17 protein-coding genes and 1 pseudogene are annotated in these 19,149 nt (G+C 68.9%); 7 read left to right on the top strand and 11 right to left on the bottom strand.

Translation table 11 applies throughout. The annotated features are described in order from the left end of the window. Positions 1 to 105: 105 nt before the first annotated feature. Entirely contained in the window at positions 106 to 768 is a 663-nt protein-coding gene (rpe, locus tag GNX95_RS01175) for a ribulose-phosphate 3-epimerase (RefSeq protein WP_163505071.1), read from the bottom strand. A 99-nt stretch (positions 769 to 867) separates the two neighbouring features. Here rpe and GNX95_RS01170 point away from each other — a divergent pair, with 99 nt between their 5' ends. After that, the gene (locus GNX95_RS01170; RefSeq protein ID WP_163505069.1) at positions 868 to 2,286 is read left to right on the top strand and encodes an APC family permease; all 1,419 of its coding nucleotides are present in this window, start codon (positions 868 to 870) and stop codon (positions 2,284 to 2,286) included. Beyond that, complete coding sequence (locus GNX95_RS01165; protein ID WP_163505067.1) at positions 2,283 to 3,884, top strand: amidohydrolase; 1,602 nt, start codon at positions 2,283 to 2,285, stop codon at positions 3,882 to 3,884. The genes GNX95_RS01170 and GNX95_RS01165 overlap by 4 nt, the downstream gene beginning before the upstream one ends. 7 nt (positions 3,885 to 3,891) lie before the next feature. Here GNX95_RS01165 and GNX95_RS01160 read toward each other — a convergent pair whose 3' ends face one another. The 5 genes from GNX95_RS01160 to GNX95_RS01140 all read right to left on the bottom strand — a co-directional run bounded on the left by GNX95_RS01160 (position 3,892) and on the right by GNX95_RS01140 (position 8,657). Then, on the bottom strand, positions 3,892 to 6,276 hold the full coding sequence (locus tag GNX95_RS01160) for an ATP-binding cassette domain-containing protein (RefSeq protein ID WP_163505065.1): 2,385 nt from the start codon (positions 6,274 to 6,276) through the stop codon (positions 3,892 to 3,894). A gap of 70 nt (positions 6,277 to 6,346) precedes the next feature. Further along, positions 6,347 to 6,760, bottom strand: a complete 414-nt coding sequence (locus tag GNX95_RS01155; RefSeq protein ID WP_163505063.1) for a VOC family protein — start codon at positions 6,758 to 6,760, stop codon at positions 6,347 to 6,349. 5 nt (positions 6,761 to 6,765) lie between these two features. Then, a complete protein-coding gene (locus GNX95_RS01150; protein WP_163505061.1) occupies positions 6,766 to 7,215 on the bottom strand; it encodes a helix-turn-helix transcriptional regulator in 450 nt (149 codons plus the stop codon). Between the two features lie 258 nt (positions 7,216 to 7,473). Then, positions 7,474 to 8,058, bottom strand: a complete 585-nt coding sequence (locus GNX95_RS01145) for a hypothetical protein (protein WP_163505059.1) — start codon at positions 8,056 to 8,058, stop codon at positions 7,474 to 7,476. 182 nt (positions 8,059 to 8,240) lie between these two features. Beyond that, positions 8,241 to 8,657 carry a hypothetical protein gene (locus GNX95_RS01140; RefSeq protein WP_163505057.1) on the bottom strand — a complete coding sequence of 139 codons (417 nt, stop codon included), beginning with the start codon at positions 8,655 to 8,657 and terminating at the stop codon, positions 8,241 to 8,243. A 136-nt stretch (positions 8,658 to 8,793) separates the two neighbouring features. Here GNX95_RS01140 and GNX95_RS01135 point away from each other — a divergent pair, with 136 nt between their 5' ends. The 3 genes from GNX95_RS01135 (at position 8,794) to GNX95_RS01125 (ending at position 11,442) form a co-directional block, all read left to right on the top strand. Next, positions 8,794 to 9,621 (top strand): TIGR03560 family F420-dependent LLM class oxidoreductase, encoded by an 828-nt coding sequence (locus GNX95_RS01135; protein ID WP_163505055.1) that lies wholly within the window; start codon positions 8,794 to 8,796, stop codon positions 9,619 to 9,621. Next, on the top strand, positions 9,621 to 10,565 hold the full coding sequence (locus tag GNX95_RS01130) for a zinc-dependent alcohol dehydrogenase (protein ID WP_163505053.1): 945 nt from the start codon (positions 9,621 to 9,623) through the stop codon (positions 10,563 to 10,565). The genes GNX95_RS01135 and GNX95_RS01130 overlap by 1 nt, the downstream gene beginning before the upstream one ends. Positions 10,566 to 10,761: 196 nt before the next feature. Continuing rightward, on the top strand, positions 10,762 to 11,442 hold the full coding sequence (locus tag GNX95_RS01125) for a YceI family protein (protein ID WP_163505051.1): 681 nt from the start codon (positions 10,762 to 10,764) through the stop codon (positions 11,440 to 11,442). On the opposite strand, the gene GNX95_RS01120 is transcribed toward GNX95_RS01125, so the two are convergent. The 3 genes from GNX95_RS01120 to def all read right to left on the bottom strand — a co-directional run bounded on the left by GNX95_RS01120 (position 11,432) and on the right by def (position 14,422). Then, positions 11,432 to 12,847 (bottom strand): RsmB/NOP family class I SAM-dependent RNA methyltransferase, encoded by a 1,416-nt coding sequence (locus tag GNX95_RS01120; protein WP_163505049.1) that lies wholly within the window; start codon positions 12,845 to 12,847, stop codon positions 11,432 to 11,434. The two genes, GNX95_RS01125 and GNX95_RS01120, sit on opposite strands and share 11 nt — an antisense overlap. Continuing rightward, positions 12,844 to 13,770, bottom strand: a complete 927-nt coding sequence (fmt, locus tag GNX95_RS01115) for a methionyl-tRNA formyltransferase (RefSeq protein WP_163505046.1) — start codon at positions 13,768 to 13,770, stop codon at positions 12,844 to 12,846. The genes GNX95_RS01120 and fmt overlap by 4 nt, the downstream gene beginning before the upstream one ends. Before the next feature lie 97 nt (positions 13,771 to 13,867). After that, positions 13,868 to 14,422, bottom strand: a complete 555-nt coding sequence (gene def / locus GNX95_RS01110) for a peptide deformylase (protein WP_163505044.1) — start codon at positions 14,420 to 14,422, stop codon at positions 13,868 to 13,870. Between the two features lie 309 nt (positions 14,423 to 14,731). On the opposite strand from def, the gene GNX95_RS01105 reads away from it, so the two are divergent. Continuing rightward, positions 14,732 to 15,685: an acyltransferase domain-containing protein gene (locus tag GNX95_RS01105; protein WP_163505042.1), complete on the top strand. Its 954-nt coding sequence runs from the start codon at positions 14,732 to 14,734 to the stop codon at positions 15,683 to 15,685. A gap of 13 nt (positions 15,686 to 15,698) precedes the next feature. Here the strand turns inward: GNX95_RS01105 and GNX95_RS42920 are convergent. After that, positions 15,699 to 16,130: pseudogene (locus GNX95_RS42920) on the bottom strand (integrase core domain-containing protein); the annotation flags it as partial. Between the two features lie 94 nt (positions 16,131 to 16,224). Here GNX95_RS42920 and GNX95_RS01095 point away from each other — a divergent pair. Next, on the top strand, positions 16,225 to 16,392 hold the full coding sequence (locus GNX95_RS01095) for a hypothetical protein (protein WP_163505040.1): 168 nt from the start codon (positions 16,225 to 16,227) through the stop codon (positions 16,390 to 16,392). A 588-nt stretch (positions 16,393 to 16,980) separates the two neighbouring features. Here the strand turns inward: GNX95_RS01095 and GNX95_RS01090 are convergent. Beyond that, positions 16,981 to 18,903 carry a primosomal protein N' gene (locus GNX95_RS01090; RefSeq protein WP_281356912.1) on the bottom strand — a complete coding sequence of 641 codons (1,923 nt, stop codon included), beginning with the start codon at positions 18,901 to 18,903 and terminating at the stop codon, positions 16,981 to 16,983. Positions 18,904 to 19,149: the final 246 nt, after the last annotated feature.

Raw genomic sequence — 19,149 nt, 5'->3', positions numbered from 1 at the left:
TGATCTTGGTCGCGCGGCGCGTGTCCGATTGGCACCTGCGCCGACATCATCGCAGGTCAGGCCACATCCGACGACGCAATCGGAATCCGATTGCGTCGTCGGCGGTCAGGGGGTGGCCAGGGCGCGCAGGCGGCGTACGGCCTCGGCCGGGTCGTCGGCGCCGTAGACGGCCGACCCCGCGACGAAGGTGTCGGCGCCGGCCTCCGCCGCGGCCTCGATGGTGTCGGTGTTGATGCCGCCGTCGACCTCCAGCCGGATCGACAGGTCGTCGGCGTCGATGGCCCGGCGGATCGTCCGCACCTTGGCCAGCAGCTCCGGGATGAACGCCTGCCCACCGAAACCGGCCTTGATCGTCATGATCAGCACGGTGTCGAAGTTGCGCAGCAGCGACAGGTACGGCTCGACCGGCGTGTCCCGGTCGATCGCGAGTCCCGCCAGGCTGCCGGCGGCCCGCAGGTCCTTGGCGATGGCGACCGGATTGTCGGTCGTCTCGGCGTGGAACGAGACGTTGACCGCGCCGGCCTCCGCATAGCCGACCGCCCACCGGTCCGGATTTTCGATCATCAGGTGGCAGTCGAGCGGGATGTCGGTGGCCGCCTTGAGGCTCTTCACCACCGGCAGGCCGAGCGTGAGGTTGGGCACGTAGTGGTTGTCCATCACGTCGACGTGCAACCAGTCCGAGCCGTGCGCCGCGGCGGCCTCGTCGGCGAGCCGCGCGAAGTCGGCGGACAGGATGCTGGGGGCCACGTACGTCTGCTGCTTAGCCATGATGACGCTCAGCATACGATCCGCGCGAATCCGTCGAACGAAGTGTTCCGGACAACGGAATCCCTTGTCTTGACCCGCTTTTTCTGCCAAAGTCGCGGCATGCCGGAGCTCAGACGCGTTGTCGGGATCGCCGACGGCATCGGCCTCTCGATCTCCAGCATGGCGCCGACCTTCACCATCGGGGTCGGTCTCGGCGTCACCGCCGCGATCGTCGGGCCGGCCATGCCGGGCATTTGGATCCTGGCGATCCTGCCGATGCTCGGCATCGCGGCCGGCCTGGCGCGGCTCAACGCGCGCGACGCCAACCTCGGCAGCGTCTACCACTGGGCCGGCGTCCACCTCAGTCCGTGGCTCGGCTTCGTGTCCGCCTGGATCACCGTCTCCGGCTCGATCCTGCTGTTGTCGTACACGATCCGCGTCACCGGCGACAGCACGCTGCAGACCCTCGCCTCCGCCGGTGTCGTCCCCGACCAGCTCGTGGCCAATGTGCCGGTGAGTACGGTGATCGGCGTCCTGTGGCTGGCCTTGCTGTGCTTTTTCGCCGTACGCGGCGTCGACCTCGCGGCACGCTTCCAGACCGTGCTGATCATCGTCGACGTGATCGCCGTCGTCGGCATCTGCGGCCTGGCACTGCTGCATGGCGGCGGTGAGACGTTTTCGTTGTCGTGGTTCAATCCGTTCGCCATCTCGGTCGGCGCGATCGTGCACGGTGTCGTCATTACGATCTATCTCTACTGGGGTTGGGACAATTCCCTACGTCTCAACGAAGAGAGCCGGCGCACGTCGTCGGCCGGTCGCGCGGCGATCTGGTCGCTCGCGCTGATCCTGGTCGTCTTTTTGTTCGCGCAGATCGGATTCCAGCGCGCGACGACGATCCCCGAGCTGGTCCAGCACGGCGCGACCGGCCTGACGTTCGTCGCCGGCCGGGTCGCCGGCCGTCCCGGTGAGTTCGTCGCCGCGCTCGCGTTGCTGATCTCGGTGCTCGCGATCGCGCAGGCCATCCTGCTCGCGACCAGCCGGCAGACCCTCGGCATGTCCCGCGACCAGGTGCTCGGCATGGTCTGGGGCCGCATCCATCCGCGTTGGGGCACACCGGCCGTCGGTACGCTGCTGGTCGGCGGCATCGCGACGGTGATCTGCGTGCTGAGCGCGGCGCTGGGCAACCTCAGCCAGATCATCACCGCGTTCGTGACCGCCATCGGCATGCCGGTCTGTCTCTATTACGCGATCGCCGGCCTGGCCGTCGTCGCCGCCTTCCGTCGCGAACGCGGTTCGCTCACCGACCAGCTGGTCGTACGCTGGCTCCCGTTGCTGTCGGCGATCGTCCTTTTCGCGATGGCGGTTTATCTGTTCGTGTACAACTGGATCACGGCCGATGGCTTCGCTTTCACGGCAACCAACACGCGCTTCCAGGACGTCGTGGCGCTGGTGGTGCTTGCCGGCGGCATCCCGATCGCGTTGGCGCGCCGCCGCGTCGCATATTTCCGCCGCACACCAGCACTGGAGGACGCCGCTTGACCGCCGACCTGGTCATCACCGGAGCCGCCATCTACGGCACGCCGGCCACTGCGATAGCCATCCGAGCCGGTCGCATCGCCGCGCTCGGCGACGCGGCTTTGGCAATGACAGGACCGAAGACCGAGCGGCTCGAGTTGCCAGGCCGGCTGGTCGTGCCGGGTTTCCAGGACGCTCACGTGCACACGCCGTACGCGGGCCGCGACCTGCTTCGGGTCTGTCTCAACGAGCTGGACGGCAAGGACGCTTATCTCGCGGCGATTTCCGCGTACGCGCAGGCACATCCGGACGAGGAGTGGATCACCGGCGGCGGCTGGTCGATGGAGCATTTCCCCGGCGGCGTTCCGTCCAAGGTGGACCTGGACCGGATCGTGCCGGACCGTCCGGTGTTCCTGTTCAACCGCGACGTGCACGGCGCCTGGGTCAACTCGGCGGCGCTGCGGATCGCCGGCATCACCGCACAAACGCCGGATCCGTCCGACGGACGCATCGAGCGCGACGCCGCCGGTGAGCCGGTCGGCATGCTGCAGGAAGGCGCCGCGTACACCTTTCGCGACCGTTGGCTGCCGGCACTTTCCCGGCAGGACTGGGAAGCCGCGATCCTGCGGGGTCAGCAGTTCCTGCACCGGCTCGGCATCACCGGCTGGCAGGATGCCTGGGTCACGCCGGAAACCCTTGCGGCATACCGATCGCTGGACGACGCCGGCAAGCTGACGGCGCGCGTGGCGGGTGCGCTGTGGTGGGAGCGGCACGCCGGCCTGGAGCAGATTCCGGCCTTCGTCGAGCAGGCGTCCTGGGGATCCGGCGGCAACATTTCGGTGCGTACGGTCAAGATCATGGCCGACGGCGTGCTGGAAAACTACACCGGCGCGGTCCTTGAGCCCTATCACGACGGCTGCGGCGGGCGTACGGACAACGTCGGACTGTCCTATGTGGACTCCGACACGCTGGCAGCGGCGGTCACCGAGCTCGACCGGATCGGCTTCGGCGTCCACATGCACGCCATCGGCGACCGCGCGGCGCGCGACTGCCTGGACGCCGTCGCGGCCGCCCGGAAAGCCAACGGAGACAGCGAAAACCGGCACCACATCGCGCACATCCAGATGATCGACCCGGCCGACGTTCCCCGTTTCGCCCAGCTCGGCGTGACCGCCAACATGCAGGCGTACTGGGCGCAGCGCGACGACCAGATGGAGGAGCTGACCCGGCCCTACCTCGGCGCCGAGCGGACCGACCGGATGTATCCCTTCGCCGACCTGAAAAACGCCGGTGCGCGGCTGGCCGCCGGCAGTGACTGGCCGGTGTCGACGCCGGATCCGCTGGCGCAGATCGAGGTGGCCGCGCGGCGGATCAGTCCGCTGCGACGCGACGACCAGCCGTTCCTGCCGGAGCAGGCCGTGTCCGTACGCGACAGCCTCGACGCCTTCACCAAGGGCTCGGCCTTCGTCAGCTATGACGACGAGGCCGGCGAGATCGCCGTCGGCAAGCGCGCCGACCTGGCCGTACTCGACCGGGACATCCTGGCCATCCCCGATGCCAAGGTGGCCGACGCGTCCGTCGAGCTCACCATCGCCGCCGGCCACGTCGTCCACACGCGCTAGTGCCGACTCAGGCGCCGACGTACGCGGCGAGGTGTTCGCCGGTGAGCGTCGAGCGCTTGGCGACCAGCTCCGCCGGCGTGCCTTCGAAGACGATCCTGCCGCCGTCGTGGCCGGCGCCGGGACCGAGGTCGATGATCCAGTCGGCGTGCGCCATGACCGCCTGGTGGTGCTCGATCACGATCACCGACTTGCCGCCGTCGACCAGCCGGTCGAGCAGACCGAGCAACTGCTCCACGTCGGCCAGGTGCAGGCCGGTGGTCGGCTCGTCGAGTACGTAGATCTCGCCCTTCTCGGCCATCTGCGCCGCCAGCTTCAGCCGCTGCCGCTCGCCGCCGGACAGCGTGGTCAGCGGCTGGCCGAGGGTCAGATAGCCGAGCCCCACGTCGGCGAGCCGGTCGAGGATCCTGTGCGCCGCCGGCGTACGCGCTTCGCCTTCGGCCTGGAAAAACTCCTCGGCCTCGGCGACCGACATCTCCAGCACCTCGGCGATGTTGCGGCCGCCGAGTGTGTATTTGAGCACCGCCGACTGGAACCGCTTGCCTTCGCACTCCTCGCAGGTGGTGGCGACGGTCTCCATGATCCCCAGCTCGGTGTAGATCACGCCGGCGCCGTTGCAGGACGGACAGGCGCCTTCGGAGTTGGCGCTGAACAGCGCCGGCTTGACACCGTTGACCTTCGCGAACGCCTTGCGGATCGGCTCGAGCAGCCCGGTGTAGGTGGCCGGATTGCTCCGCCGCGAGCCACGGATCGCGCCCTGGTCGATGACGACGACACCGTCGCGGTCGGCCACCGAGCCGTTGATCAGCGAGCTCTTGCCGGAGCCGGCGACGCCGGTGAGGACGGTCAGCACGCCGAGCGGGATGTCGACGGCGACGTTGCGCAGGTTGTTGGTCTTGGCGCCACGCACCTCCAGCGCGCCGGAGGGCGTACGCACCGAGTCCTTCACCGACGCGCGGTCGTCCAGGTGCTTGCCGGTCAGCGTGTCACTGCCGCGCAGGCCCTCGACCGTGCCCTCGAACACCACTTCCCCACCGCCGGAGCCGGCGCCGGGTCCGAGGTCCACGACGTGGTCGGCGATCGCGATCGCCTCCGGCTTGTGCTCCACCACGAGTACGGTGTTGCCCTTGTCGCGCAGCTGCAGCAACAGCTGGTTCATCCGCTCGATGTCGTGCGGATGCAGGCCGATCGTCGGCTCGTCGAAGACGTACGTCACATCGGTGAGCGACGAGCCGAGGTGGCGGATCATCTTCGTACGCTGTGCCTCGCCGCCGGACAACGTGCCGGCCGGCCGGTCCAGCGACAGGTAGCCGAGGCCGATCTCGGCGAACGAATCGAGCAGGTGCTGCAGGTTGGCCAACAGCGGCGCCACCGATGGCTCCTTGATGCCGCGCACCCAGTCGGCGAGGTCGCTGATCTGCATCGCACACACGTCACCGATGTGCTTGCCTTTGATCTTCGACGAGCGCGCTTCCGGGCTCAGCCGCGTACCACCGCAGTCCGGACACGTGGTGAAGGTGATGGCACGCTCCACGAACGCGCGGATGTGCGGCTGCATCGCCTCAACGTCCTTGGACAGGAACGACTTCTGGATCTGCGGGATGAGCCCCTGGTAGGTCAGGTTGATGCCCTCGACCTTGATCTTGGTCGCCTCGCGATAGAGCAGGTCGTGCATCTCGCGCTTGTTGAACCGCCGGATCGGCTTGTCCGGGTCGAAGTAGCCGGAGCCGCGGAAGATCCGGCCATACCAGCCCTCCATGCTGTAGCCGGGGATGGTCAGCGCGCCCTCGTTGAGCGACTTGCTGTCGTCGAAGAGCGCGGTCAGGTCGAAGTCGGTCACCGACCCGACGCCTTCGCAGCGCGGGCACATGCCGCCGAGCCGGTGGAAGGTCGCCTTCTCGGCCTTGGTCTTACCGCCGCGCTCGACGGTGATCGCGCCGCTGGCGGTCACCGACGGCACGTTGAAGGAGTACGCGTTCGGCGGGCCGATGTGCGGCTTGCCGAGCCGGCTGAACAGGATGCGCAGCATCGCGTTGGCGTCGGTGGCGGTGCCGACGGTCGACCGCGAGTTGGCCCCCATCCGCTCCTGGTCGACGATGATCGCCGTGGTCAGGCCGTCGAGCACGTCGACCTCCGGCCGCGCCAGCGTCGGCATGAACCCCTGCACGAAGGTGCTGTAGGTCTCGTTGATCATCCGCTGCGACTCGGCGGCGATGGTGTCGAACACCAGCGAGCTCTTTCCCGAGCCGGACACGCCGGTGAAGACGGTCAGCCGGCGTTTGGGCAGCTCGACGCTGACGTCCTTGAGGTTGTTCACCCGCGCGCCTTGTACGCGGATGCGGTCGTGGCTGTCGGCGACGTGCGGTGCCGGCGCCGGCCGCTTGGCCCTGGTCAAATCGGTGTCTCCATCTGCTGAGCGGCGAGGCGAGGCCCGGTCGGCCCCGCCTCACGACTGCCGTACGAGTTCAGCGCACCTCGAAGATGCGGATCATGTTGCCGGACGGGTCGCGGAACGCGCAGTCGCGTACGCCCCACGGCTGGTCGGTCGGCTCCTGCACGACGTCGGCGTTGTCGGCCTGCTGCAGCTTCTCGAACGTCGAGTCGAGGTCCTTGGTGGCGAGGTTGATGCTGGCGAAGGTGCCTTTGGCCATCATCTCGGTGATGGTCTTGCGCTCCTCCTCGGTGATGCCGGGGTCGACGGCCGGCGGGTGCAGCACGATGGCGGTGTCCGGCTGGCCGGGCGGGCCGACGGTGAGCCAGTGCATCCCGTTGTACTCGACGTCGTTGCGGACCTCGAAACCGAGCGTGTCACGGTAGAAGGCCAGCGCCTCCTGAGCGTCGTTGTGCGGCAGAAACGACTGGTGAATGGTGATGTCCATGCCGGTCACGCTAGCTGCGACGCCGATACGCGCGCTTCTCGATTCCTGATCGGTCTGGTCACCTGTTTGGCCACGCATGGCGACATCCCCTCCGTCGCGTTCGTCGCGTCGCGCCGATATTGGCTCGGTGGTACGCCGACCAGCTCGGTGAAGCGCGTGCTGAAGGTCCCCAGCGACGAACAGCCGACCGTGAAGCACACGTCGGTGACGCTCATGTCGCCGCGGCGCAGCAGCGCCATCGCGCGCTCGATGCGGCGGGTCATCAGGTAGGAGTACGGCGACTCGCCGTAGGCCGCGCGGAACTCGCGGCTCAGGTGTCCGGCGGACATGTGGACGCCGCGCGCGAGCGCCTCGACGTTGAGCGGCTGCGCGTACTCACGGTCGATACGGTCGCGTACGCGGCGCAGCTGCGCCAGGTCACGCAGCCGTTGCTGATCGGTGGATCTGCTGGTCACAGCCCGATGGTGCCACAACCTAGAACCGTACGGTCTCCAGCAGCGCACACAGCACGAAGCAGCTGCCGAGCAGGCTCAGGTTGACCGCGAAGACGTGCAGCGTCTGGCGCGCGTAACGAGACACCGGGACCTCTTCCCGGGTGGCGCGTGGACCAGACCGCTCTGTCCGCCAGGGCTCACCCTGCGCTTGGACGGACGTTGGCCTGCCCTCATGATGTCAACCACGCGGCCGGAACGACAGCGGTGGACCGCGTACGGTCAGCCGCGCTGGTCGTAGATCTTCACGCGCAGCGTGCCGTCGTCGTCGACCTGCGCGACGATCGTCTCGCGGTTGTCACCGCGGCTGAACTGCACGATCACCTGGGTCGCCGACTGGCGGCCGGCGCCGACGTCGTAGCCGTCGTCGGGCGACACGCCGGTCACATCGAGTTGTCCCGGCATGTAGCGGAAGGTCACCCGCCCGTGGCGCGCCTCGACGGTGCGGTAACTCGGCTGCGGATTCTGCTGCGGAGGCGGCTGCGTCGACGGCGGAGGCTGCGTACGCGGGTGCGACGGCGCCGGCCGCGTCGGTGGCGCCGCCGAGGTCGGCGGAGGCTGGCTGGTCGTGGCCGAGGTCGGCGGCGCGCTCGTACCACCACCGGCTGGACCGACCGCACGGCCACTGTCGGCTCCGTCGACCGGCGCGGTCGGTGGCAGCGAGGTCGGAATCGGTCCGCTGGTCTGCGTGATGGTGATGGTGGAGTTGGTCGAGGCGAGGACGCTCGGGATGCCGTACCAGATCACCAGGTTGACCAGCACTCCGGCGCCCGCGATCGTGCCGCCGAGCAGGACGCGCCGGCGCACCTGAGCCGAGCCCAAAAACGGCCGTTTATGCCGAAATCTCGGCAGATCGGAGGGTCGCTCGCCGGCGTCGTCTGGCGGCAGAGCCGAGCCAGGCACGTGGCGAACCCCCATTTCCGAGACCTACTGAGCTATCGCTGATCCACCGCCGATACGTTAGCCATCGCGGCCAACACGGCGGTCGCTCAGTCGTACCAGGCGTGAATGCCGTGCGCGCCGGCCGGGATCTGGTATGGCTCGGTAGTCTCCTCCAGCTCCGTCACCAGGTGCCATTCGTCCGGCACAAATCGTTCCGGAAACCATTTCTGGACCGTCGACAGGTCGGCCGTGGTGAAGATCCAGATCGAGTCCGACGACGGCCAGCCGTCCGGATCCTCCAGATCCTTCACCTCGATACGCACGTCGATCACGTCGTCACGCCGCGCGATCGATGACAACAACTCGGCGAACTCCGCCGGCGCCGGCGGAGCCGGCAGGTTGTAGCCGATCGACGCCGGATCGTCGTTGCCGTCGAAAAACTCGGCCAGCGTGACCAGTGGCCGCGGCCGGTCGACGTCGTTGATGTCGCCGATCCGGTCGAGCAGCCGTTGCCGTGGGTTCATCGCCGTTTCCCCGTCCTTTCACCAATGTGAACGTCATTGTGCCGGTTCCGGACCGGGGGATCCGGAGATTTCGCAAGTACGCCTGAACAGGCGTAGGTTTCGTGGCGGAAGATCGATGCCTTCGAGGAGGAGTGCGGTGCGCTTCGCGATCAAGACCCGGCCGGAACACACGACATGGGAACGCATCCGTGACGTGTGGGTCGCCGCCGACGACTACGAGATCTTCGAATCTGCCTGGAACTGGGACCATTTTTATCCGCTCTCCGGCGATCCGGCCGGCCGCAACCTGGAGGCATGGAGCATGCTGGCCGCGCTCGGCCAGGCGACCAGCCGGATCCGGATCGGCTGCCAGGTGAGCGGCATGATCTATCGGCATCCGGCGCTGTTGGCCAACATCGCGGCGACCGTCGACATCATTTCCGGCGGCCGCCTCGAGCTCGGCGTCGGCGCCGGCTGGAACCAGCAGGAGTGCGACGCGTACGGCATCGAGCTGCCGCCGCTGAAGGAGCGCTTCGACCGGTTCGACGAAGGCGTCCAGGCGATTATCGCCTTGCTGACCGAGGAAACGGCGAATTTCGACGGGCAGTACGTCAAGCTCACCAACGCCTTCTGCAACCCGAAAGCCGTCCAGAAGCCGCATCCGCCGATCGTGATCGGCGGCAAGGGCCCCAACCGTACGCTTCGCGCGGTGGCGAAATGGGCGCAGGAGTGGAACTGCATCGCCGAGTCGCCGGAACAATGGCGTGAACTCAAGGAAGTTCTGCTCACCCGGTGCGCGGAGGTCGGCCGCGACCCGGCCGAGATCACCTGCTCGACCAATGTCCGCATCGAGGGCGACAACATCGACGACGCGGTGCGGACGGCGAGGGCGTACGGCGAGGCCGGCGTGGACCTGGTCGTGATGAACCTGCCGCTGGACTGCGAGCCGGACATCCTGGAGCCATTGGCGAAAGCGCTGCGCTGATGTGGGCCTGGCGGCAGCCGGCGCCGTACGAGTTCGAACGCGTGGACGTGCCTGAGCCGGATCCGGCGGATCTCGGTGCGGGCGCGGTCCTCGCGCGGTTTCGCGCCGGCGCGATCTGCGGCAGCGACCTGCCGCCGTTCACCGGCGTGCACAACCTGGAGTTTCCGCAGACCGGCATGCTCGGCGCACCGCTGCACGAGTTCGTCGGCGACGTGGTTTTCTCCGCCTCGCCACGGATCCAGGTCGGCGACCGGGTGGTCGGCACCGCCTGGCCGACCGCGCTGATGGAGATCGTCACCTCCGGCGACGACCGTTTGCACGTGCTGTCACCGAAACTCGACGACGTGCACGCCACGAGCGCACAGCCGCTGTGCTGTGTGCTCTGCGCGGTCCAGCGGTTGGGAGACGTACGCGGAAAGCGCGTCGCCGTGCTGGGTCTGGGGCCGATCGGCGTGTTGTTCGCCACGATCCTGCACGGCCGCGGCGCGTACGTCGTCGGCGTCGACCGCGTCGACCGGCGTGACGTGGCGGAGATTTTCGGCATCGACGAGCCGGTGCGGGCACATATCCGCCAGTGGACCGCTGGCCTGTCCGATGTGGACAGACCGGATGTGGTCATCGACGCCGTCGGCCATTCGCACGACATTCTGCGGGACTGCGTGGACGCCGTACGACCGCACGGTGAGATTTTCGTTTTCGGTCTGCCGGAAGAGGACTACGTCCTGCCGATGCGCCGGTTCTTCCGCAAGAACCTCACCCTGAAAGCCGGTGTGACCTGGGACTGGCCACGCCATCTCGCCGCCGCCGAGGCATTCCTGGTGGCCCGGCCGGAGCTGACCGCCGCCTATGTCACCGACATATTCCGGCTCGAGGACATACGTGACGCATTTCTCACCGCACTGCGTCCAGCCGCCGGCCGCCTGAAAATCGGTCTGGTTCCCTGAGATTCGACTCAGCCATTACTGAGAATGGCGTGAGAATGCCATGACACGAATCTCATTCATTTCGCCGAACGACTGATCGGCGACCTCCGTATTCACAGTCAGAGCTGTCTTGCTGTGAGCCAGGTCCCGCGACTAGCAGGTACGCGAATTCACTGGCACAGTTATTTGAAGCTTCAACTAACGGAGGAAGAGCCGCATGAACATCAGGAAGCACTGGCTGGCCTGGCTGATCGGGGTCGTCGTCGCGGCCGTCGTTCTCGTCGTCGGCGTGCCGTTCGCATATGTCAACTTCGTCGAAGGAAACCAACCGGCCGCTCTGACGCTGGAGTCCACGCCGTCCTCGACCGGCGCGGCGACCTCGGTCGACGGCGCGTGGAAAGTGGCGTCCGGCTCCCAGGCCGGCTATCGCGTACACGAGACGCTCGCCGGCCAGAGCGTCACGGCTGTCGGCCGCGGCACCGGTGTCACCGGCAACCTGGTGATCGCCGGTACGAATGTCAGCAGTGCCACTTTCACGGTCGACATGACGAAAATCAGGAGCGACCAGGACCAGCGCGACCAGCGTTTCCTCGGCATTGTCGACACGGCACAGTTTCCGACCGCGACTTTCACCATCACCAAACCGATCGCGCTCGGCTCGATCCCGGCGGCCGGCCAGACGGTCAGCACCACCGCCACGGGCAACCTGACCGTTCACGGTGTCACCAAGCGGGTTTCGGTGCCGATCAAGGCAAACGTCAGCGGCAACACGATCCAGGTGCAAGGCAACATCACGGTCACCTTCGCCGACTACGGCGTGCAGGCGCCGAACATCGCCAACTTCGTCAAGGTCGACCCGTCCGGCCAGATCGAGTTTCTGCTGAAGCTCACGAAGTAGGTTTTCGCAGCAACGCAAGGAACATCGCGTCGGTCCCCTGCCGATGCGGCCACAGCTGGACGGTCGGGCCGTCGCCCAGGCCCGGCAGGTCCGGAAAAAGCGGACGGGCGTCGACCAGCTCGGCGCTCGTCCGCCGCACCAGGTCGGCGACCTGCACGCGGGTTTCCGCCAGATGCGGCGAACAAACGACGTATGCCAGCACGCCGCCTGGCCGTACGGCACGAAAAGCGGCCAGTGCGAGCTCGCGTTGCAAGCGTACGAGCGGATTGACGTCGGACGGCTGCCGGCGCCAGCGAGCCTCCGGCCGGCGGCGCAACGCGCCCAGTCCCGTACAGGGAGCGTCGACCAGGACCCGGTCGAACGCCGCCTCCGGAAGGTCCGGATGCTCGCCAACCGATCGGCCGTCGGCGTGGACGACGGTGACCGGCAGGCCGGCGGTCGTACGCGCGACCAGGTCGGCTCGGTGCTCGGATTGTTCCACCGCCACAACGGATGCGCCGCGCTCGGCGGCCACGGCACCGAGCAGGCCCGCCTTCCCGCCGGGACCGGCACACAGGTCGAGCCACCGCCGGTCCGCGCCGGCGAGCTCGAGATTTGCCAGCGCGAGAGCGCAAAGCTGGCTGCCTTCGTCCTGCACGGCGGCACGGTTGTCGGAAACGGCGGCGATCGCAGCCGGATCACCACCGTCCAGATACACCGCGTACGGCGAAAAACGGCCGGCCTGACCACCGGTCGCGGCAACCAGCCCGTCGCGCGAGATCCGACCCGGCCGCGCCACCAGATGGGTCGCGGTCGGCGCGCCATCAGCGGCCAGCGCCGCCGCGGTCTCGGTCAGGTCGCTCGGTTTTTCGCTGAGCGCATCGGCAAAAGCGCGGACGATCCACTCCGGGTGCGAGTGCGCGATCGACAGCTGTCCGACCGGGTCGTCCGGCGCCACCTCGGCGAGCCAGCCATCGAGATCGCGCTCGGCGACCCGCCGCAGCACGGCGTTGACGAACTTCGCCGGACCGTCGGTGACCGCCACCCGCGCCACCTCGACGGTCGCCGCGACACCGGCGTGCGCCGGCACGCGCATGTGGAGCAGTTGGTACGCGCCGAGCCGCAGCAACTCCAGCACGCGCGGATCGACCTGTTGGATCGGCCGTGAGCTGCACGTGGCGAGGACGGCGTCCAGCTGGCCGCGAGCACGCAGGGTGCCGTAAGCCAGCTCGGTCGCGAAAGCCGCGTCACGGCCGGTGATCCGCCGGTCGGCGAGCATGCCGGGCAGCACGAGGTTGGCGTACGCGCCGCGGGCCGTCACCGCGACCAGCGTGTCGAAAGCCGCGCGCCGAGCGGCGTCGGGCTGCGGCCGCCGGTAGGGCCGGGTCGCTTTCTTGGCCGGCTTGAAACGACCGTGGCCGGTCATGATCCGAGGATCTCGCCGCCGGCCAACCGCAGGCCGCGGGCCCAGTCGGCGGCCGGCATCGCGCGCTTGCCTTCGGCCTGCACCTCGCCGAGCCGCACCGGCGTCGTGCCGGTGCCGGCGAGCACGTACTTTTTCGCCACCGCCAGCTCACCAGGCGCCAGCTCGCCCTCCGCCTCCAGGGTGGCCGGCCCCAGCTTGAGCCGGTGGCCGTCGAGGGTCGTCCACGCGCCAGGCGCCGGCGTGCACGCGCGGATGCGACGGTCGACCGCGCGCGCCGGCTCGTCCCACCGTACGTGCGCGTCTTCGACCGTGACCTTCGGCGCGACCGTCACACCGTCAGCCGGCTGCGGCACCGCGACGGCGGTGCCTGCCTCGATGGCGTCGAGCACCGCGACCAGCAGCTTCGCGCCTGACTCGGCCAGCCGGGCGAGCAGGTCGCCGGAGGTGTCGTGCGGTCCGATCGGCTCGGTGACGGTGCCGAACACCGGGCCGGTGTCCAGCGACTCCTCGATGGTGAACACGCTCGCGCCGGTGATGTCGTCGCCATGCAGCAGCGCGTGCTGCACCGGCGCCGCGCCACGCCAGGCCGGCAGCACCGAGAAGTGCAGGTTGAGCCAGCCGTGCTTGGGGATGTCGAGCGCGCTGCGCGGGATCAGCGCGCCGTACGCGACGACCGGGATGCAGTCAGGAGCGATCGCCCGCAGCCGGTCCTGAAACTCGGGCTCGCGCGGACGCCGCGGCGTGAGCACCTCGATGCCGTGCTCGTCCGCGTACGCGGCGACCGGCGACCGGTGCGCGTGCCGGCCACGGCCGGCCGGCGCGTCCGGGCGGGTGATGACCCCGACCAGATCGTGCGAAGACGCGTGAATGGCCCGCAGCGCAGGCAAAGCGGGCTCCGGCGTACCAGCGAAACAGAGTTTCATTGCTCGACTCCGGAACCGCTCCGCGCCTTGGTCGGATGCGACCGCTGCGCTCGCCGCATCCGCTCGATGCTCACGAACCCGTCGCCTTCGCGGGGCTTCAGCGGATCGTCCCATGCAACTCGGCGGGGCTGATCTTGACCACCGGCGCCGGCCCGCCCTGCGCGAACCACTCCGACTCGCGGATCGCCTTCATGGCCGCGCGTTTGGTCTCGGCGTCGAGCCGGTCGACGAACAGCACGCCGTCGAGGTGGTCGGTCTCGTGCTGCAAGCAGCGCGCCATCAGGCCGGTGCCGACGATCTGCAGCGGGTCGCCGTATTCGTTGAAGCCCTTGGCGATCACGTTCTGCCGGCGCTTGGTGTCGAAGTAGAGCCCAGGGATGGACAGGCACCCTTCCGGACCGTCCTGCTCCTCCTCGTCCGGGAAATCGAGCACCGGGTTGACGATGTGGCCCTCGACGTCGTCGACGTCGAAGGTGAAGACCCGCAAACCGACGCCGAGCTGTGGCGCGGCCAGGCCGGCGCCGCTCTTCTCGCGCATGCTGTCGAGCAGGTCGGCGACCAGCCGGCGGAGCTCCTTGTCGAAGGTCTGCACCGGATCGGCCGGCGTACGCAGCACCGGGTCGCCGAACAGGCGGATCGGCTGGACAGTCACGCGGTTCTCCAGGATCGAGGACAGTCCGACAAGTTTATGTCGGCGGTGCGCCTGTCCGGCACACGGGCGGCCGCGCCTCTACGCCACCGCCCGCTCTGTGCCCCGGCGATACACCATTCCTCACTCCCTCGCTCGACGACCCGCGATTTCCCGTCCAGCGATGCCACCAGGGTAGCGTAAATTGCCACCACTGTGACCCGGTTCGCAAGAAGAAAACCAACAATTCTGTCACTGGAGAATTATTTGCCGACTGTGACAAATGTCGGCCTGGCAGGATGGACCTGCCATCGAAACCGCCGAGGAGGTCAGGTGCCGGATCCGCGAAACGCCTTGGGTTTTCCGCCGGAGGCCAACGATTGGCTGGACAGCCTGGAGAAGCTGCCGCCAACCGTCGTCGACCTTCCGGACCTGGCGACCGCCGACCAGCGGCTGCGCGATCTCGGCGTACGCGACGACGACCTCGCCGACATCCTCGCCGCGCGACCGGCCGCGGCCGAGCTGCTGTGGCTGCACGAGCGCTGCCATGCGCAGTTGGTCGACGGCATCGACGGCGGTCCGGGAATGCTGCCATGGCAGGCGCTGCCGGAGTCGTACGGCGCGACCGGCCGCTTCTTCTACGTCTGGGTTTTCCTTTCCGCGGTGCCGGAGATCCGCCGCTGGCATGCCGAGAAAGGTGTCACCGAGGACGAGTCGCGGGAGATCCTGGCCGATGTCGGCCGGCAGATCGCCGTACACCGGCGGATCTTCGGCGGCACCAGCGGTCTGCACACGCACCGGTGGCTGACGCTGCATTTCCGCGGCCTGATCTTCTCCTTCGGCCGGCTGCAGTTCGAGCGGCAACGGTCGTGGATCGCGGTGCCGGACGAGTTCGAGGTCGGCGACCGCGTGCTGAGCGTGCACATCCCGGAGAGCGGTCCGATGACGCCGGCCGCCTGCGACGCGTCGTTCGCCGCCGCGAAAGCCTTCTACGAGCGCGTCTTTCCGGAGGAGAAATACGCACACGCGGTGTGCCTGTCGTGGCTGATGGACACGCAGCTCGCCGACGCGCTGCCGGCGGAGTCCAACATCGTACGATTCCAACGTCGGTTCACCGGCACCGGACACCGCCGCGACGGCGACGACGCCGTACTCGAATTCATCTTCCGTTATCAGGGGAAAGACCTCGACAGCCTGCCGCAGGACACGGCGTTGCAACGCGCGATCGTGTCGCACCTGCGTGCCGGCAACCACTGGTACGCCGTCACCGCCTGGTGCAGCCTCTAGGTGTACCCGGCCATCAGGTTGGTAGCAGTCGGCTGATGGGTGGTTGTCCTCCGAGTGCGCTGTGGTGGCGTTCAGTGTTGTAGTGCTGGAGCCATGGTGCAAGTGCGGCTGCGCGCTGGTTGTTGGTGGTGAATGCCTGCCGGTAGGCCCATTCGGTGGCCAGGGTCTGGGTTCAGGCGTTCGACTTTGCCGTTTGCCAGGGGCAGTGGGGTTTGATGAACTTCTGCGTGATGTTGTGGGCGGCGCAGACTTCGCGTAACGACCATCGGTAGGCCCAGGCGTTGTCGGTCATGATCCGTTCGATCCTGGTGATGCCGTAGGCAGCGAAGTAGTCGATCGCGCGTTGCAGGAACGCGGCGCATGTCGGGCCCTTTTCGTCGGGCAGGATCTCGCTGTAGGCAAGCCGGGAATGGTCCTCGATCAGGGAGTGGACGTAGTCGTAGCCGAGTTTGGTCTTCTTCTGTGCGCTGGTTTCCCGCCGTGTGGCATCGGCACCCGGCGACCCCCGCGGTATTCAGCAGCGCCGCGCGGACGCTCTGGTGGACATCGTGGTCCGCGGCGGCATCGGCCCCATGCCAGGGCTGTCCGAGGATCTGGCCGACCGGCTCAACGACACGATCGGCGACAAGCTCCGCGACACCCGTCACCGACCCACCCAACCCGCCGACCGACCCGCCGACCGAGTCGCCGACGGAGTCGGCTGCTGAGCAGCGGCCGGAACCACCGGCCGCGCCGTAACCCGATGCGTGTGACGAGATGTGCGGCCAGCTCTGCGACGGTGAGCGCCGGTTCACCGCCGAGGAGGACACCCGCCGCGTCGAAGGTCCACCGCCAGCGCGTACGGGCCGGCTGCCGTCGGGTTTCTGCGGCAGCCGTTGCCGTGTATCGACATCCGCGTCCTGGTCCTACGCCACCCGCCCACCACCACTAGGCGGCGTGAAGCCGCCCACCGAAAACCGGCCACCACCACACAAGCAGCCCGGCTACCCCGAAGAGCCGCCGTTCTGAGGGGCGAGCTCAACATCCAACCGCGGATGCGAGCTGAGCCTCAAACGGCAGCGTCGCGGTCGCATTCGATGCCGGCCAAGACCCGTGCCAAGCATCGCGAGGGTCCTGATCTGCTCGGCCCCCAGGTTCGGTGTTTCAGCCCGCACGGTGTGGCGGATCTCGCGTCGGCACCAGTACCTTCGTGAGTGCGACCCCATCACGGGTGATGGCATCCGGTCGTCGAAGCAGACCGCTCACCGCTACGAACGTGATCGCCCGGGCGGGCTGGTCCACCTGGCCGGATAGATCTAAAGCAGCTCGGTCGGATCGATCTGGACGCGGACCGGGTCGGGGGCCTTACGCGCGCTTCGCACGCCGGCGGCCTGTCGGAGCGCGTCGGCCAGCGCCGGTCCCTGGCCGCGGCGGACGCGTACGAGCGTGCGCTCGGTGTCGTCGTCCTCGGACGCCGGCACCGGGCCGAGGGTCTCGGCGCCTTCCGGCAGCCGAGCGGTCTGCAGCAGGTCGGCGACCGCGTCGGCGCGGCCGGTGAGCGAGGCCATCCGTACGGCCGGTGGGAAACCGAGCGCGGTGCGGTCGGCCAGCTCGGCGGCGGCGTGCCAACCGGGGTCCCAGCGCAGCAGCGCCTGCACGACCGGGATCGTGCCGTCGGCATGTACGACGACCGTGCCGGTCGAGCGTACGAGCGCCGCGGCGTTGGCCCAGCGCCGCAAAGTCTCCTCGGCGGCTCGCAGGTCGGCGCGGGTGAGCAGGGCCCAGCTGTCCAGCAGCAGCGCGGCGCCGTAGCCGCCGTCGGCGACCGGCTCCGCACCAGGCGTGGCGATGACCAGGGCCGCGTCGTGCGGCACCCGCGCGATGACTCCGTCGCGGCCTGAGGTGCGTACGGCCGTGCCGGCGAAGGCGCGGCCAAGCTCCTCGGCCGTCCGCCTGGCGCCGATGACCGCCGCGCGCAGCCGCCGCGACGAACACTCCGGACACGTCCAGTCGCCGGCCAGCCGTCCGCACCACCGGCAACTGGGGACGGCATGGCCGCTCGACAATGCCAGCGGTCCGGCGCAGGCCGAGCAGCGAGCCGGCGCCCGGCACCGCTCGCAGGCCATGGACGGCAGATATCCCCGGCGCGGCACCTGTACGAGCACCGGCGCGCCGTCGGCCAGCGCCTTGCGCGCCGCCTGCCAGGCGACCGTCGGCAGCCGCGCGGCCACCGCCGCCGCGTCGCGCTCCATGTCACGCTCGTCGCCGACCGGCACGACCCGTGGCGTCGCGGCGCGTACGGTCGCCCGCGATCCGGCCAACTCGTGAGCCCAGCCGGACTCGAGCAACAGCTGCGCTTCGGCTGTGCGGCCGTACGCGCCGACCAGCACCGCGGCGCCTGAGTGTTGCGCTCTGGTGAGCAGCACCTGGCGCGCGTGCGGATAGGGCGCGCGCGGCTCGTTGTGCAGGTCGTCGCCGTCGTCCCAGATCGCCAGCAGGCCGACGTTGTGCACCGGGGCGAAGGCCGCCGCGCGCGTGCCAGCCACCACCGGCACGTGGCCGCGACTGGCGCGCAACCAGCGCCGATAGCGGCTTTCCGGACCGAGCGCGGCGGACAGGCTGACGTGCCGGTCGGGGCCGAGCGCGCTGGTCAGCGCCGCGTCGAGGCGGTCGAGGTCGCGCTGGTCCGGCACCACCAGCACCGCGCCGCGGCCGGACCGTACGCACGCCGCCGCGGCCTCGGCGAGCCGTGCCGGCCAGTCGTCGCCGGCCAACGCACCCCACACCGCACGCGGCGCGCGACCGTCGGCCAGCGCGCCGAGATACTGCGCGCCGGTCTCGTATCTGGACCAGCCGGCCGGATCCGGCTCCGGCACCTCCCCGGTCGCCGGCTCGGTCCGCACCGCCTCCGCGCGCGCGTGCCGCGGCGGAATGGCCAGCCGCAACACGTCCGCCAGCGTGCCCGCGTAGCGGTCGGCCACCTGTCTCGCGACGGCCGCGATCTCGCTGCTCAACACCGCCTCGGCGGACACCGCACGCTGCAGAAATGCCAGCTTGCCGGGGTGCTCGCTCTGCTCGGCGCGGGCCAGCACGTATCCGTCCACCAACTGGCCGGCGAACCGTACGCGCACCCGCGACCCCGGCACGACCGACTCGTCGCACTCGGCCGGCACCAGATAGTCGAACGGCCGGTCGAGGTGTGCCAGCGACATGTCCACGGCGACCCTGGCGACCGGCAACGCCGCCGCCGGCTGCTGGCCACCCCCCGGCTTGCGCTTGCGGGCCGGCCGCGGCGCGAGTCCGCTCAGCGCCAGCTGGCCGTCCCCCTCAGTCACAACTCAGGTCTACCAGAGCACCCCGACCATCCGGCCGGGGCCGCGTCCGCGCGGCCGGCGAACAGTCGCCGAAAAGGACAAGAGTCACACAATCCGGCCCGACCGCACTCCGGCGCCGGAGTAGACCAATTCCGCGTCACATCGCACCGG

Source organism: Fodinicola acaciae, from assembly GCF_010993745.1.
Classification (GTDB): Bacteria; Actinomycetota; Actinomycetes; order Mycobacteriales; family HKI-0501; genus Fodinicola; species Fodinicola acaciae.
The sequence above is the reverse complement of the archived record's forward strand: the minus strand, read 5'-3'. Positions and strand labels throughout refer to the sequence as shown.

What these genes read in the sequence shown, in the direction of transcription:
- rpe (WP_163505071.1), bottom strand. Translation starts at nt 768, where the DNA reads ATGGCTAAGCAGCAGACGTACGTGGCCCCCAGCATCCTGTCCGCCGAC.
- GNX95_RS01170 (WP_163505069.1), top strand. Translation starts at nt 868, where the DNA reads ATGCCGGAGCTCAGACGCGTTGTCGGGATCGCCGACGGCATCGGCCTC.
- GNX95_RS01155 (WP_163505063.1), bottom strand. Translation starts at nt 6,760, where the DNA reads ATGGACATCACCATTCACCAGTCGTTTCTGCCGCACAACGACGCTCAG.
- GNX95_RS01140 (WP_163505057.1), bottom strand. Translation starts at nt 8,657, where the DNA reads ATGAACCCACGGCAACGGCTGCTCGACCGGATCGGCGACATCAACGAC.
- GNX95_RS01130 (WP_163505053.1), top strand. Translation starts at nt 9,621, where the DNA reads ATGTGGGCCTGGCGGCAGCCGGCGCCGTACGAGTTCGAACGCGTGGAC.
- GNX95_RS01125 (WP_163505051.1), top strand. Translation starts at nt 10,762, where the DNA reads ATGAACATCAGGAAGCACTGGCTGGCCTGGCTGATCGGGGTCGTCGTC.
- GNX95_RS01120 (WP_163505049.1), bottom strand. Translation starts at nt 12,847, where the DNA reads ATGACCGGCCACGGTCGTTTCAAGCCGGCCAAGAAAGCGACCCGGCCC.
- fmt (WP_163505046.1), bottom strand. Translation starts at nt 13,770, where the DNA reads ATGAAACTCTGTTTCGCTGGTACGCCGGAGCCCGCTTTGCCTGCGCTG.